The organism is Salimicrobium flavidum (assembly GCF_900156645.1).
Taxonomy (GTDB): domain Bacteria; phylum Bacillota; class Bacilli; order Bacillales; family Halobacillaceae; genus Salimicrobium; species Salimicrobium flavidum.
In genome coordinates this window covers 134,705-149,273 of sequence record NZ_FTOC01000002.1, presented here as the reverse complement: position 1 = coordinate 149,273, position 14,569 = coordinate 134,705, and the positions used below count along the sequence as shown (strand labels likewise).

Genomic DNA, 14,569 nt, shown 5'->3' with positions numbered 1-14,569 from the left:
ACAATAAGGAGAGATGTTTCATGTTTCACTATACGGTAAAAACCGACAAAAGTCTCGAACAGGCAGTGGAAAGTCTGGAAGCAAGCCTGCAGGATGCCCAGTTCGGAGTACTATGGAATTTTGACGTAAAAGAAACCCTCCACGGCAAAGGTCTCGACTTCGATACAGACTACCGCATCCTGGAAGTGTGCAACCCGAAAGAAGCGAAGAACATTCTCGAAAAAGATTTGCTTGCCGGTTACTTCCTTCCATGTAAGATGGTCGTCTATAACGATCAGGGGCAGACGAAAATCGGTATGCCGAAACCGACTGCTCTCATGGAAATGCTGGATGACAAGGAAATCAAAAACATCGCTGCGGATATCGAAGAGCGATTGAAAGTGTGCATAGACAACGCAGCATAAAGCCTCCACACCGGGGGCTTTTCCTTTTTTATTTCTATCGTGTTGACAAAATACCTGCATGGGTATATTATGTTGGATGTGCCTGACGGAAAGAGGCAAAAAAACGATAGACTCAGCCATTGACATTATACCTGCACGAGTATACAATCTAACACAGTTGATTTTTCAAACAAGAAAGAACTGCGAAAAAATTTTCGTTGACAAAATACCCACATGGGTATAAAATGAAATTTAGTTACGCAAAGGGAGGGAAATGAAATGGAATACAGCAGCAAAGAGATCAACAGAATCAAACGCCTGGAAGGTCAGCTTCGCGGGGTTCTCAGGATGATGGAAGAAGGCAAAGACTGCAAAGACGTCATCACCCAGCTGTCCGCCTCCCGGAGTGCCATCGACCGTTCGATCGGTGTCCTGGTAAGCTCCAACCTTGTTGAATGCGTAAGGGAAGAACAGAATCAGGAAGATCAGGAACAAGCTATCAACGAAGCAGTTCAACTGCTCGTCAAAAGCAGATAAAAATTTTTAAATGAATAAATACCCCTATAGGTATAAGGAGGAACTAATCATGTCAGAAACAAAAAAGACGAACATTATCCTATTCAGCGGTGACTACGACAAAGCGATGGCCGCTTACATCATCGCAAACGGAGCGGCAGCCTATGATCACGATGTAACCATTTTCCACACGTTCTGGGGGCTGAACGCCCTCCGTAAAGACGACAAAATGCTCGTCGATAACAAATCCACCTTAGAAAAAATGTTCGGCCGTATGATGCCTCGTGGGGCGAAGCGCATGGGCATCTCCAAGATGAACTTCGGCGGCTTCGGTCAGAAGATGATCAAAGATGTTATGAAAAAACACAATGCTATGCCCGTTGAAGATTTGATTGATATGGCTCAGGAACAGGACATCAACCTGATCGCCTGCACGATGACGATGGACCTCTTAGGTCTGAGAAAAGAAGAGCTCATCGATGACATCGAATACGGCGGCGTCGCTGCTTATATCGGTGAAGGCGAAGACGGAGCAATCAACCTATTCATCTAATTTTCAGGAGGAATCAACAATGAAAACTATTCAGGCAAATGAAGTAGAAACACAATATACCGATTTGAACATTGTAGATGTACGCGAAGCAGAGGAAGTGGCCGAAGGGAAAATTCCTGGCGCCATTCACATTCCTCTCGGCGTTCTTGAATATCGCATGAATGAACTGGATAAAAACAATTCTTACGTAATGGTATGCCGCTCCGGAGGGAGAAGCTCCCAGGCCACACGTTTCCTTGAGAACCAAGGATATGACGTTACTAATATGGAAGGCGGCATGATGAGTTACGACGGAAAGACCGAATAATAAGGAGGAATTCATGATGACGATCCAAACGGATATGCAACTGGACGCAAAAGGGCTAGCCTGCCCGATGCCTATCGTGAAAACGAAGAAATCGATGAAAGACTTAGAAGCCGGTCAGGTGCTCGAAATACAAGCTACCGATCAGGGCTCTACGACAGATCTGAAAGCCTGGGCGGAAAAATCCGGCCATCAGTACCTTGGAACGAACGAAACGGACGGAGTTCTGTATCACTATGTACGGAAAGCGGATGAAGAAAAGGCCGAAAAATCCCATCCTCACACCGTCGGCAACAAAGACCTTGAATCTCTCAGCGACGATGCAGTGGTTGTGGATGTACGAGAATCAGCGGAGTACGCTTTCGGGCATATTCCAGGAGCGGTATCCGTACCTCTCGGGGAACTTGACGAACGTATGAACGAAATCGATGCTTCCAAAGAAGTGTATGTCGTATGCCGCACAGGGAACCGCAGCGACATGGCTGCCCAAAAACTGGCGGAGAATGGATATGACAAAGTATACAACGTTATTCCAGGTATGAGTGACTGGAACGGAGACACTGAAAAAGCATAAAAAATTTATTCGATATAATACCTCAGGGGGTTATAAAATGTCATTACACGCAATGAAAGCATCCGAACTTGCGAAAAAAGTAGTAAACAAAGAGAATCTTTTCATTCTGGACGTTCGTAACGACGATGCCTTTGAAGACTGGAAAATAGAAGGAGAAAACTTCGAATACAAAAACGTCCCTTACTTCGACCTGATCGACGGCGTCGAAGAGATCCTGGACGATCTTCCAAAAGATAAAGAAATCCTTGTCGTATGTGCCAAAGAAGGATCTTCCGTCATGGTCGGGGAAATGCTTGCTGAGGAAGGTCTCGACGTTTCTTACCTTGAAGGCGGTATGAAAGCATGGAGTGAACATCTTGCACCTGTAAAAATCAGTGATCTGAAAAATGGCGGAGAACTGTATCAGTTCGTACGTCTCGGGAAAGGTTGCCTCTCTTATATGGTCCTCTCCGGCGGTGAAGCTGCTGTAATTGATGCCAACCGTATGACAAGCATCTATACCGACTTCGCCAACGAGAAGGGTGTTACCATCAATCATACGATGGATACTCACCTTCACGCAGACCATATCTCAGGAGGCCGTGCCCTTGCAGAAGAGACAGGCGGATCCTACTGGCTTCCACCGAAAGATGCGACAGGCGTAACTTTCGAGTATCAGCCACTTGAAGATGGCAACACGATCAAAGTCGGCGACACGAACATCGATATCCAGGCACTTTATTCTCCTGGTCACACGATCGGTTCCACGTCCTTCGTAGTCGACGAACAGTATCTGATGACAGGTGATATTCTGTTCATCGATTCCATCGGTCGCCCGGACCTTGCAGGAAAAGCGGACGACTGGGTCGGAGATCTCCGCACCACTCTTTACGAGAGATATCAGAAACTATCCGAAAACCTCATCGTTCTTCCGGCTCACTATATGATTCTGGATGAACTGAATGATGACGGCTCTGTTCAGGAAAAGCTATCGGTCCTTTACGAACAGAACCATGGTCTGAATATCGAAAACGAAGATGAATTCAGAAGAACCGTTACGGAAAATCTGCCACCACAACCGAACGCTTATCAGGAAATCCGCGAAACGAATATGGGACAGATTTCTCCGGACGGCGAGAAGAAACGCGAAATGGAAATTGGTCCGAACCGTTGTGCCGTCCGCTAAGACGTCATAACGGAAGGCCCTAACCCTTTATAAATAATATTTATTCAAATTCAAGGAGGATGTTTACCATGAACACAGCAAAAACATTAGACGCAACAGGACTAGCTTGCCCTATGCCAATCGTGAAAACGAAGAAAGCGATCAAAGACATCGAAGTAGGAGAAGTACTTGAAGTACAGGCTACAGACCAAGGTGCGAAAAGTGACCTTGCAGCCTGGACGAAGTCTTCCGGCCATGAGCTCATCGAAACAGACGAAAGTTCTGAAGTTCTTAAATTCTGGATCAAAAAAGGAGAGTAACTCTCCAATCTGACAACCGGAGGGAACCTTGCATAGGGTTCCCTCTTCCATTTGTAAAGGAGGCTCATGCATGGAAATCGGATTAATGATCACCGTCTTCCTCATCGGTTTTGCAGGTTCATACGTCTCAGGCATGCTTGGAATCGGTGGATCCATCATCAAATACCCTATGCTCTTATATATACCTTCTCTCGTAGGTTTCACTGCTTTTACAGCACATGAAGTATCCGGAATCAGTGCTGTTCAGGTGTTCTTCGCCACGATCGGAGGAGTATGGGCATATAGAAAAGGAAACTATCTTCATAAAGAACTGATTATATACATGGGTGTCGCTGTACTCATCGGAAGTTTCATAGGTGGATTCGGCTCCCGTTTCATGCCAGAAGATGGAATTAACTTCGTATACGGTGTTCTTGCGCTGATTGCGGCAGTAATGATGTTCATTCCTAAAAAAGGGCTGGATGATCAGAATTTCAGTGAGGTCACTTTCAATAAACCTCTCGCATCATCTCTGGCATTCATCGTCGGAATCGGAGCAGGAATCGTTGGGGCTGCCGGGGCCTTTCTGCTCGTCCCGATCATGCTTACCGTCATGAAGATCCCAACGAAAATGACCATTGCCTCTTCCCTGGCGATCACCCTCATTTCGTCCATAGGCTCCACAATCGGAAAAATTTCGACAGGACAGGTGGATTACCTTGCTGCCGGCATCATGATTGTGGCAAGTCTGATAGCTGCGCCTCTTGGTGCGAAAACCGGTAAGAACATGAATACGAAACTGTTGCAGGGGATGCTAGCTATACTCATACTCGGTACAGCTATCAAAATCTGGATGGACATATTCGGGATATAAATAGCGAAGTGGAGCCACCTCATGCTCAAAATCAACAACAGGGATCAACGGAGCTTTTCTGAAAGGATCCCCTGAAAAAGAAGTCACTGCTTAGGACACGGATTTCTGGATGTCATAACCGGAAAAAGGAAAACAGTACACACCGTTCGGAAGATTTGAAATTCAAACTGATAGAAAAATCCCTGTGGAACTTGGAATGTTCCACAGGGATTTTTTATTATTATTCAGCTGATGTTTCATTGTTCTCTTCTACCAGCTGGCTCTCATCCAAATAGCGGAGCAGATCTCCATAAATGACTGAATCGGACATATTAAGCTCTTCCTGAGCTTTATCAAATCCTTCTTCACAAGCTCCTTCAACTTCCACTTCTTCCCCGGTTTCCCGGTCGTAACAAACGCCTTCAATACCAACATATTCAGCATTCGCGAAGTTTCCGTCACGATCGACGACAAAATCGTCACGTTTCTCATTCAATAAGTCTGAACCGAACTGAATAGGGTTATCGTCTTCTTCTTCAAGTCCGAGAAGATTCATGATTGTCGGACGCAGATCCACTTGACCGCCGACTGTATCGCTCTTCATCGAAGGGATGTCTTTTCCGTAAATCAGGAACGGCACACGCTGAAGCTGGAATTGTTCAAAAGCACCGACTTCTTTCCCGAGATACTCTCCCATGGCTTCCTGGTGGTTTTCTGAAATTCCGAAATGATCCCCATAGACGAGCAATACCGTATCATCATAAAGCTCTGATTGTTTGAATTCCTCTACGAACTGTCTCAAAGCTTCATCCTGATAACGCATCGTCTGGAAGTAACGATTCAACGTCGTACTGGAGGTCTCCCCTGCCTCAAGTGTCTGAAGCTCTTCAGGGAGTGTGAACGGATAGTGGTTCGTGAGTGTAATCATCTTCGTATAGAACGGCTCTTCCATATCCTTCATCTTGTTGAGAGAATCCTGGAAGAAGTACTCGTCGAGATAGCCCCATCCGTGGGACTTCTCTTCTGTTACATCATAATCCTCTTTCGAATAATACTCATCATAACCGAGGGAATCATACATCCCGTTCCGGTTCCAGAAAGTTTTGTCATTGGCATGCATGTTAGCCGTGAAATAGCCGTTTTCACTAAGGATTTCAGGGGTAGCTTCATATTCATTATCCGAATGGGTAAAGAATACTGCACCTCTGTTCAGCCCGTACATCGAGTTATCGAGCAGAAACTCGGAATCCGAGGTACGCCCCTGTTTCACCTGATGATAGAAATTGTTGAAATAAATGCCTTCCTCTTTCATCTGGTTGAAGTAAGGCGTGATTTCTTCTCCGTGCAATGTGTTATCCACTGTGAACGTCTGCGTACTTTCAAGCGAGAGAATGATGACGTTCTTGCCTTCTGCGACCCCTTCAAGCTTGTCGCTGTCCTCTTTATTCTGTTCGTTCACATAGTTGATTACTGGAACAAGTTCGTTACTATCAGCGAAGGTACGCTTCATTTCCGTACGTCCCTGCAAAGTTATATCATACGCATGATAATTCAGAAGACCGATATACTGAACGAGCATGTTTCTGTCGAACGTACGCTCGAGAAGATCCGTACGTTCGGTCTCTGCCCATGCCAGATTGATCATGAACATCGGGATAGCCACTATAGCAAGAGCAGCACCTTCCAAACGTTTCGGCATGAAAGAAACGAATCGATCGACTCTTAGATAGAAAAGGAGAAAAGCGGCAATAAGGACATCCACGAATAGAAAGATATCTCCTACAGATAGAATTTCCTGAATACTTCCTCCCATTCCGGCGAGGTTCGCTACCTGTTCAATCATAGGAAGCGTAATGAAATCATTGTATTCCCGGTAGAACAATACGTTCACATACAAAAGCGCCGAGCCGAGAATATATGAAATAAGAAGTCCTTTCCTTCCTGCAATGAGCAATCCAAGTCCGAAAATCAGCAGAATGCTGCTGAGCGGATTGAACGCGAGTATGAAAGCTTCATTTGTGTTTTCCACAGGCAAATTGAACACGAATCGCTGGATGATATACATCTTCAGCCAAAAAAGGGCAATCACCCCAGCATACGTACCCATTTTCTTTTTATTATTCAGTAAAGTTTGTTTTATTTTTGTCAGCATTGTAAAACCTCCGTTAAGTTTCGCACATAACTATTTTAACTCATTTCCTTTCAGAAGTGTATCGAAACCTGCTATTTTAAGGAAATCGTCACAATTGAAAACGCTTCGAAATGAATGAAGGGTTTACAAAACTATGAAAACAGGAAAAAAGATAGAGAAACTGCTATTAGGAGGAATCGAATTGAGTAATAAAAAAATGATTTTCTATCAAAATTCCGTTCTCATCGAAAAGTGACGAACGATTTGATTTCACTGATCGATGAAGGGAAAGAAGACTATAAACCTACGAAAACCTCGATGGAAGTCGGAAAGCTTGCCAATCATATCGTTGAATCGTCTTATACGTTCGTCCGTCTCGCCGCAGACCAGTCCCCAGCGAAGCTGTTTGACGAAAATGACGATAAGGATCTTAAATCAAAAGCTTCCACTTACACTCAGGAAACGGAAAAACTTCTCACTTCCCTGTCAGAAGAAGATTTCGATAAAACGATTGATGCGACGAACATTCTGGGAAGAGAACTTTCGGCTGAAGCTATTTTGCAATCAGCCCTCGAGCACGAAATTCACCACAAAGGACAACTTTTCATTTACGTAAGAGAATTGGGACATACCGATCTTCCTTTCTTCACTTCCCGCGGGGAATGATCCAACCGGAAGCTTAGGAAATGAAACAGGCGTGCTCCAAACCATCGGAGCACGCCACATACCGAGAAGCTGAAACACGGAGATAGCGGCCCTGCCCTATCTCTTGGTTCAACTTCTATTATTCACCTATATCATTCTGTCGATGCGACTTCAAAGGAGGGAAACATTTATGAGTGAAGATCATACTTCCATCCAACATCAGAGCCGGGAAGAGTACGTCGAGAATAAAATGAAGAACCATTCCCAGTTTTACAGCAACTTTTATAAAGTCCTTTACACTGTCAATGACTTCACTTCCGGTCTATGGTTTTTTATCGGAAGTATCCTTTTTTACTTTTCAGAACCGATGAAAACCTGGGGAGTCACTCTCTTCGTTCTTGGAAGTATCCAGTTCATGGTTCGTCCGACCATCCGACTTGTCCATGAAGCACATGCACGCAAACATTACGGTAAACAATACGATAAAAGTACGTGATGGAAGAGTCTTCACCCCTCCTCCATCAATTCTACTATCATTCCCATGACGACTGTCAGCATGATGACCATCGATATTGTAAAAGCGAAGGCAAACGACATACCCCTCTCTCCTTTCCTACCATGTCTGGAATCCTTTCGATCCCGGTGGTGCATGTTGGATCATATCCATCATCGGCACTGTGTAAGCAATCGCAATCAGAACAAAAGCGACACCGATCCAGACTTTCCAGTTCTCAAGTATTTTCGGTGTTTCTGTAGAATCACTCGTCGCGATCGGGAAGACCTCCTGATTCGACTCATCAGCTTCCGGTGCGAACCAGGTGAGTTGAATGACGATGAAAACGAGCAGAGAAGCTGACAGGAAGAGGATCGAACCTCCGACTGCCATCGTTACATGATTGGAAATAATCCCTTCGAACCAGGCTAACGCGTCTTCATGCTGATACCCCGTATACGCTGTACGACGCGGGGCGCCGAACAATCCGAGCACGTGCTGGGCTGTACTCATGAGAACCATTCCTATAGACCAGGTGATGATCTGGATGAACGCCAGCCGCTGCAACGCCTTCGTGAACACACGTTTCGTCAGGTACGGCACCAGCCAGAACGTTACACCGAAAAATGTCATCGCCACAGGGGTCCCCACGGTGATATGGAAATGCCCGACCACCCATAACGTATTGTGGATCACTTCATTCATCTGGAAGCTTGCATTGATGATACCGCCCGCACCTCCAGGAATGAAGAACAACATAGCTACGAAAATCGAAGTGAACCTGACATCTTTCCAGGGAAGCTTGGTGAACCATCCGAACAGTCCTTTCCCTCCGAGCTCACGGCCTCGTATTTCAAATACAGCAAACATGGAGAACGCCGTCATCAGAGAAGGCACAATCACCATAAAGGTGAGAACGGTCTGAAGAAACTTCCAGAAGCTTGCGATTCCCGGCTCTGTCAGCTGGTGGTGAAAGCCTACAGGAATGGAAAACAGAATGAACAGGATAAAAGCCAATCTCGCCAGGGAATCACTGAAGACTTTCCCCCCGATCAGTTTCGGAACAATGACATACCATGCGATATAAGCCGGCAACAGCCAGAAGTATACGAGCGGATGACCGAAATACCAGAACAGGGAGCGGCTCAGTTCTACATTGATACTATCCTTCCATCCGAATGCCCACGGAATGAACTGGAATAACACCGTCGCAACGACACCTAGACAGGCGATAATCCAGAGTACAATGGTAGCCACCGTCATAAAAGCGAACAACGGACTCCTTTCTCCTTTGTGAGCCTTACGCCACTTACGATAATGACCGACAAGCGCCAGGCTCTGCACCCATGTGCCGACTACAAATAAAGCCAAACCTACATAAAAGAATCCGTTAGCCATCATAGGCGCGTAGAACGTATACAGCACAGATGCCTCTCCGATCACGATCATGACTGTATCCATAACGGTTCCAGCTGTAGTGATAATAAGACCGATCCAGTTCCATAGAATAACCTTCGGACCAAACGCCCCAAGTGTTTTACTCATTCCGGACTGGAAAAATCCGAAAATGAAGAATGTAGTGAATATCAAGGCCAGCAACACACCGTGAGCCGTCAATATCTGATAATAATCGAGCCATGCCGGCAGCTGCAAGGCGTCATTACGGATGAATACCTGCAGCAGTCCGCATAGAGTACCAATGATAAAAGCGATATAAGCTATCCCTAAATTCGTCAGCGCTAATTTACGTTCCGGTTTCGGAATCGATACTGCCATCATTATTCCACCACCTCGATTTCCGTACTCATGAAGTGATGTCCGCCTCCACAATATTCATTACATACGATAAGGTAAGTTCCAGGTTCTTCGAATGTATGTGTCTTTTCGTTCACCTGACCGGGAACGACCATCATGTTTACGTTCGTATCTACGATTGAAAAACTGTGTGTCACATCTTTGCTCGTCACTTTAAATGTCACTTCTGCACCGGCCTGCACCTGAATTTCAGAAGGTGTATAGCCGAAAGCCTCTGCAATGACGACCACTTCATAACTCCCGTCTTCTTTTTCATGCACACCGGGATCATCGAAGGGAGGTGTAGCCTCCAGGTTCTCCGGATCAACTTTCTGCAGCCCACCTGACGGGGTATGCCCCTGGTGGAAAGCGCTCACTCCGACAACTGATAGAAAAATGATAAGTGCAGCAAAACCGAAGGTAAGCCAAATCTTTTCATATTTATGTAGATGCATATCTTTTCCCCCTTTTTATAAACGGCCTATGTAGAGAGCGTATACTCCTGCCCACATAGCCACGATGATTATTCCGACAACAAATACACTGATCAGCGTTCCTTTCAAAGACGGATCTTTTTTCATAACCGTATCCTCCCTTTCTACCTTAATTATATGAATAAACGGTCTATGACGTTATCAGGGAATCCCCCCATCTTCCCTATTCAATCCCCTTAAAAAGTTGCTGTATCCCTTTTTCTCAACAAAAAAACAGAGCTGAATTCATCAGCTCTGAACGTATAACGTATGTTTCATCATTTTTCAGGGTGTTTTTGGAAATGTGACCGTGACCATCGTGCCTTCTTCCGGTTTCGAATAGATGGTCAGCTCTCCACCAGCAGATCTGGCCCGTTCCTGCATGCTGAAGGTCCCTACACCTTTCTCTGCTTTCTGCTTATCGAAGCCTGCCCCTTCATCACGGACAGCTACGAAAATATAATCGAGATTCTCCTCCACCTCTACATCAACGTGATCCACGTCCGCGTACTTCCTTACATTCGTCATCGACTCCTGAATGATTCGATAAATGGCAGTTTCCACTTCCGTATCCAGTCTTGTCCTAAGTGTCGATTCCAGGGTGGAATGTATTCCATAGGCTTCCCGGTATCTGTTCAAGAAAGACCGTATGGCGGGAATCAGCCCGAGTTCGTCCAGCGTAGAAGGCCTGAGTTCCCAGGACATATCCCTGACCTTTTGGATAATTTCACTCACTCCCTCTTCCATCTCACCAAGGAGAGGAGTCTCCCTTTCCTGTTGTAACCGCTGGAGACCGATCAGTAAACTGTAAAGATCCTGCCCGATTCCATCATGCAATTCCCGTGATAAGCGACGCTTTTCCTCTTCCTGCACGTTAAGAATTCTGGTTGTCATTTCTTTCAATTCCTGTTCCACACGTTTTTTTGCCGTCACTTCATTCCTGATCGCCAAATACTGATAAGGTTTCCCGTTCTCTTTCAGAAAAGGTACGATGGTCGTCTCCACCCAGTAAAAATCCCCGTCTTTCGCTTTGTTGCAGATCTCCCCCCGCCACACACGGCCGGTGCCTATCGTCTTCCACAAATGCTTGAAGAACGTCCGGGAATGATAGCCTGAGTTCAGGATACGGTGATCTTCCCCGATCAACTCCTCCGCTTCATACTTCGATATTTCACAAAATTTCCTGTTCACATACTGGATCCGTCCACGCTGGTCGGTTACTGCTACAATCGAAGACTCGTCGAGGGCATATTTAATGTCGAGGAGTTCTTTCAACGGTTCATAGAAATCCGGCGCCAGCTTCGCCCTTTCCTGGATGTTTGTAATGGTCACAAGGTACATGTCATGTTTCTCATATACGACTACAAGCACAGGAAAGGCATCCCCTTCCAACGGAGATATGTATTTATCAAGCAGAACATCTTTTTCGCAACTTTCCATATCCTTCCAGTTGAAATCCAGAAAAATATCCTCCACGCCAGTAATGGAAGCGAGAGATCCTGTCATATTCTGAGCTTTTTCATTGGCGAACAAGATTGCACCCTGTTTATCGAATAAAAAAAGTCCTTCTTGTTTGGATGTGAAGGAAGTTGTCGATCTGCTCATGTAAACTACTCTCCTTTCAATGCTTCTGTCACTCGTTCTTGCCATTTTTTCCATGCCGCCTCCTGTGGAAGATCCACCCGGACCCGGTACCCGATCAGTAACACGCTCGAAAGGCTTGAACCGGAAGGGATCGGAATCAGTAAAAGCGATTCCAGAGATTCTGCATTCACTAGAGGATCCTTACCGGTTTCCTCCTTTGTAAGATAATACATAGGAGTCCCAGACTGCATCACCTTCCCGACGATGCCGAGACCATAAAGGATATGCATATGCCGGTATCTTTTATTATTCATCCCGGTTGCATACCCCCACTGGATCGATGCTTCTTTCTTCTTCCATTCCGCTACTGCGACAACGTCTGCCTGGAGGTCCGATTTGATTTCCTTAAGTAACCCTTCCATCGTTCATCGCTCCTTATATCGAATAGCCGAACAACCCTTTTTTCCAGGCATACTCCACGAGTTCAGGTCTTGTCTTCAACTGCAATTTCTCCATGACGTTCGCTTTATGGGCTTCTACCGTCTTCACACTGATGACCAGCTTTTCACCGATTTCCTTATTGGAGTATCCTTTGGCTACAAGAGCTAGTACTTCTTTCTCTCTGTCGGAAAGTAAGGAGAAACGGCCTCCCTCTTTCCCCTCTTCTATTTTTGACATATACTCCTCCATCAGTCGTTTCGTAGCGGAAGGATAAAGGTAAGCATCGCCTTTGGCCACCTGATGAATCGCTTTGATCAGCTCGTCATGCGGAGCATTTTTCAATATACACCCAGAGGCCCCCAGTTGAATCGCCCTGAATAGATATTCTTCATCATCGTGCATCGTCAAAACGAGTATATACGTATCGGGAAATTGTTTTTTGATTTCAGAAGTAGCCGACAATCCATCTTTTCCATGAGGCATCGATAAATCCATCAGCACGAGATTCGGCCTATACTCCTCCGTCTTGGCATAGGCCTCATTGCCTTCGGAGGCTTCCCCGGCCACTTCAAGATCTTCCTGCGCCTCAAGAAGCATACGTAAACCCGAACGCACTACAGCATGATCATCCACTATCAGTATCGATATCATTAATTCTCCCCCTTCCCTTTCAACACCCAGATCTTAGTAGTCCCTTCCTTACGTACCGAGACACTGACACGAGCAGAATCGGCGAATTCTTTCGAGAAATTCTTTTCCTTCCTTGTCATTTCTTCCTTTTCATAAAATAATAGCAAAGTATCCGCTTCAACGGAAACCCTTATGAACTCCGGTCCTTCTTCACTGATGATAAACTGGATCATCTGCTGGAGCAGCCGGAATATGACAGCATCTCCCTCGTTCCATTCATGGAATGAAGCCTCCTCGAATTCGAACTGGACCCCTTGTTGTTTGCCCAGTTGTTTCGCATATGTCTTCCAGGCGCGGAACACTCCCCATTCTCTGAGGGTCACAGGAGAGTAGCAGGAAGAACGCTCTCGCATATCTTCAATGATATAAGAGATAAGCGAAGCATCTTCTTCATCCACTTTCCACTGAAGCCCCGCCAATAACTGACTATATCGCTCATGTAAGTCAAAGGATGCTTCTTCCAGTAACTTCTCATAAAAATCATGAATGGATGTACGTGTCATCGGCTTCCCCTCCTGTCTATATTCTATACCTCCGTGTATTATTCCGGAATCAGGGAATACCCCTAACATGTCCGGGGAAGCTCCCCTCTATTGAAAAGGCCACCCTGAAAATAAATATTAAGGCGGACGCTTATCCAGGAGCAATGCTTCAGCCTCCTCGTTTCCTAAGAGCCACGGACATCAATAACAATTAGTGCCAAAACCAAAGGAAAAGGAGAGATTCCATGCCGATAGTTTTGAAACGGATTTATGAAGAAGAAACAAAGATCGGAGGGCACCGGGTCCTCGTAGATCGGGTGTGGCCGCGGGGGGTTTCCAAAGAGGACGCCGATGTGGACGAATGGGCGAAAACGCTGGCACCTTCCTCCTCATTGAGAAAATGGTTCAACCATGATCAGAGTAAGTTCGAAGAGTTCAGTCGTCTCTATAAAGAAGAACTGCAAAGTGAAGATTGCAGAGATTATCTGGAACATCTCCGCAGGAAAAGCGACGAAGGTCGAGTGGTCCTTTTATACGGCGCGAAAGAAAAAGAATATAACCATGCCGTCGTACTGAAGAGTGTGCTCGACTCATAAAAATAACCGGGCTTCCCTTCAAATGGAAGCCCGGTCACTGAAAGTCATCCTTTATTCTTTTGCATGAAATCGTCTATACTGTAATCTTTCGTAGATGAAATGTCCGCCTGAAGAGAACGTCGGACGATTTTCAACGCATTATCATTGTCTTCTTTATATTCAGAGGCAGCCGTGTCCTCAGGTACCCACAAATCATATCCGCGCATATATGCAGCATTCGCTGTGAACAGCACGCATATGTCTCCGGCAATACCTGTCATAATCAATTGATCGACGTCGAGCTGCTCCAGGAGAATATCGAGCTGCGTGCCATAAAAACCGGAGTGCTTCGGCTTCAATATGAAATACTCATCTTTCGAAGGCTCCAATTCTTCTATAACCGGTCGTCCCCTGCCCTTTTTGACATCCTCGATCAGATCATCCACATGATCCTGCCAGAGACCGAAGTTGTCATTCACATAGATGACGGGCACGCCTTTTTCTTTCGCTTCCTGTTTCAGCGCTTTGACATTAGGAACGATTTCTTTCGTATTTTCCAACAGATTCTCTCCGCCATCAAAATCCATACTATTTATGAAATCGATGAGCAGAAGTGCCGTTTTGTTACTCATAGA

20 protein-coding genes are annotated in these 14,569 nt (G+C 45.6%); 11 read left to right on the top strand and 9 right to left on the bottom strand.

The annotated features are described in order from the left end of the window. Window positions 1-20: 20 nt before the first annotated feature. The 8 genes from BW944_RS04035 to BW944_RS04000 all read left to right on the top strand — a co-directional run bounded on the left by BW944_RS04035 (window position 21) and on the right by BW944_RS04000 (window position 4,647). Window positions 21-404 carry a DUF302 domain-containing protein gene (locus BW944_RS04035; protein ID WP_076557070.1) on the top strand — a complete coding sequence of 128 codons (384 nt, stop codon included), beginning with the start codon at window positions 21-23 and terminating at the stop codon, window positions 402-404. Between the two features lie 258 nt (window positions 405-662). Next, the gene (locus tag BW944_RS04030; protein ID WP_076557069.1) at window positions 663-920 is read left to right on the top strand and encodes a metal-sensitive transcriptional regulator; all 258 of its coding nucleotides are present in this window, start codon (window positions 663-665) and stop codon (window positions 918-920) included. A gap of 49 nt (window positions 921-969) precedes the next feature. Continuing rightward, a complete protein-coding gene (locus tag BW944_RS04025) occupies window positions 970-1,452 on the top strand; it encodes a DsrE/DsrF/DrsH-like family protein (protein WP_076557068.1) in 483 nt (160 codons plus the stop codon). Between the two features lie 19 nt (window positions 1,453-1,471). Beyond that, a complete protein-coding gene (locus tag BW944_RS04020; RefSeq protein ID WP_076557067.1) occupies window positions 1,472-1,759 on the top strand; it encodes a rhodanese-like domain-containing protein in 288 nt (95 codons plus the stop codon). A 13-nt stretch (window positions 1,760-1,772) separates the two neighbouring features. Further along, window positions 1,773-2,330 carry a sulfurtransferase TusA family protein gene (locus BW944_RS04015; RefSeq protein ID WP_076557066.1) on the top strand — a complete coding sequence of 186 codons (558 nt, stop codon included), beginning with the start codon at window positions 1,773-1,775 and terminating at the stop codon, window positions 2,328-2,330. Between the two features lie 37 nt (window positions 2,331-2,367). Further along, a complete protein-coding gene (locus BW944_RS04010; RefSeq protein WP_076557065.1) occupies window positions 2,368-3,495 on the top strand; it encodes an MBL fold metallo-hydrolase in 1,128 nt (375 codons plus the stop codon). A 68-nt stretch (window positions 3,496-3,563) separates the two neighbouring features. Next, a complete protein-coding gene (locus BW944_RS04005) occupies window positions 3,564-3,794 on the top strand; it encodes a sulfurtransferase TusA family protein (RefSeq protein ID WP_076557064.1) in 231 nt (76 codons plus the stop codon). A gap of 70 nt (window positions 3,795-3,864) precedes the next feature. After that, on the top strand, window positions 3,865-4,647 hold the full coding sequence (locus tag BW944_RS04000; protein ID WP_076557063.1) for a sulfite exporter TauE/SafE family protein: 783 nt from the start codon (window positions 3,865-3,867) through the stop codon (window positions 4,645-4,647). A gap of 220 nt (window positions 4,648-4,867) precedes the next feature. Here BW944_RS04000 and BW944_RS03995 read toward each other — a convergent pair whose 3' ends face one another. Continuing rightward, a complete protein-coding gene (locus tag BW944_RS03995) occupies window positions 4,868-6,778 on the bottom strand; it encodes an LTA synthase family protein (protein ID WP_084193611.1) in 1,911 nt (636 codons plus the stop codon). A 243-nt stretch (window positions 6,779-7,021) separates the two neighbouring features. Between BW944_RS03995 and BW944_RS03990 the strand changes: the two genes are divergently transcribed. Together BW944_RS03990 and BW944_RS03985 are read left to right on the top strand one after the other, a co-directional pair. Next, entirely contained in the window at window positions 7,022-7,423 is a 402-nt protein-coding gene (locus BW944_RS03990; protein WP_234983104.1) for a DinB family protein, read from the top strand. A gap of 169 nt (window positions 7,424-7,592) precedes the next feature. Next, window positions 7,593-7,898, top strand: a complete 306-nt coding sequence (locus BW944_RS03985) for a YrhK family protein (protein ID WP_076557061.1) — start codon at window positions 7,593-7,595, stop codon at window positions 7,896-7,898. Between the two features lie 117 nt (window positions 7,899-8,015). Here BW944_RS03985 and BW944_RS03980 read toward each other — a convergent pair whose 3' ends face one another. The 7 genes from BW944_RS03980 to BW944_RS03950 all read right to left on the bottom strand — a co-directional run bounded on the left by BW944_RS03980 (window position 8,016) and on the right by BW944_RS03950 (window position 13,380). Beyond that, window positions 8,016-9,674: a b(o/a)3-type cytochrome-c oxidase subunit 1 gene (locus BW944_RS03980; protein WP_076557060.1), complete on the bottom strand. Its 1,659-nt coding sequence runs from the start codon at window positions 9,672-9,674 to the stop codon at window positions 8,016-8,018. Beyond that, entirely contained in the window at window positions 9,674-10,144 is a 471-nt protein-coding gene (locus BW944_RS03975; protein WP_076557059.1) for a cytochrome c oxidase subunit II, read from the bottom strand. Before BW944_RS03975 ends, BW944_RS03980 begins: the two co-directional genes overlap by 1 nt. 15 nt (window positions 10,145-10,159) lie before the next feature. Beyond that, window positions 10,160-10,270, bottom strand: a complete 111-nt coding sequence (locus BW944_RS03970; protein WP_076557058.1) for a cytochrome C oxidase subunit II — start codon at window positions 10,268-10,270, stop codon at window positions 10,160-10,162. A gap of 177 nt (window positions 10,271-10,447) precedes the next feature. Then, window positions 10,448-11,767 (bottom strand): PAS domain-containing sensor histidine kinase, encoded by a 1,320-nt coding sequence (locus tag BW944_RS03965; protein ID WP_076557057.1) that lies wholly within the window; start codon window positions 11,765-11,767, stop codon window positions 10,448-10,450. Window positions 11,768-11,772: 5 nt separating this feature from the next. Continuing rightward, window positions 11,773-12,168: a hypothetical protein gene (locus BW944_RS03960; protein WP_076557056.1), complete on the bottom strand. Its 396-nt coding sequence runs from the start codon at window positions 12,166-12,168 to the stop codon at window positions 11,773-11,775. Between the two features lie 13 nt (window positions 12,169-12,181). Further along, the gene (locus tag BW944_RS03955) at window positions 12,182-12,838 is read right to left on the bottom strand and encodes a response regulator (protein ID WP_076557055.1); all 657 of its coding nucleotides are present in this window, start codon (window positions 12,836-12,838) and stop codon (window positions 12,182-12,184) included. After that, complete coding sequence (locus BW944_RS03950) at window positions 12,838-13,380, bottom strand: hypothetical protein (protein ID WP_076557054.1); 543 nt, start codon at window positions 13,378-13,380, stop codon at window positions 12,838-12,840. Before BW944_RS03950 ends, BW944_RS03955 begins: the two co-directional genes overlap by 1 nt. A gap of 224 nt (window positions 13,381-13,604) precedes the next feature. Here BW944_RS03950 and BW944_RS03945 point away from each other — a divergent pair, with 224 nt between their 5' ends. Continuing rightward, a complete protein-coding gene (locus BW944_RS03945) occupies window positions 13,605-13,955 on the top strand; it encodes a DUF488 domain-containing protein (protein ID WP_076557053.1) in 351 nt (116 codons plus the stop codon). A gap of 44 nt (window positions 13,956-13,999) precedes the next feature. Here the strand turns inward: BW944_RS03945 and BW944_RS03940 are convergent, their stop codons facing one another. Beyond that, window positions 14,000-14,566, bottom strand: coding sequence for a cysteine hydrolase family protein (locus tag BW944_RS03940; protein WP_076557052.1), 567 nt, complete (start codon window positions 14,564-14,566; stop codon window positions 14,000-14,002). Window positions 14,567-14,569: the final 3 nt, after the last annotated feature.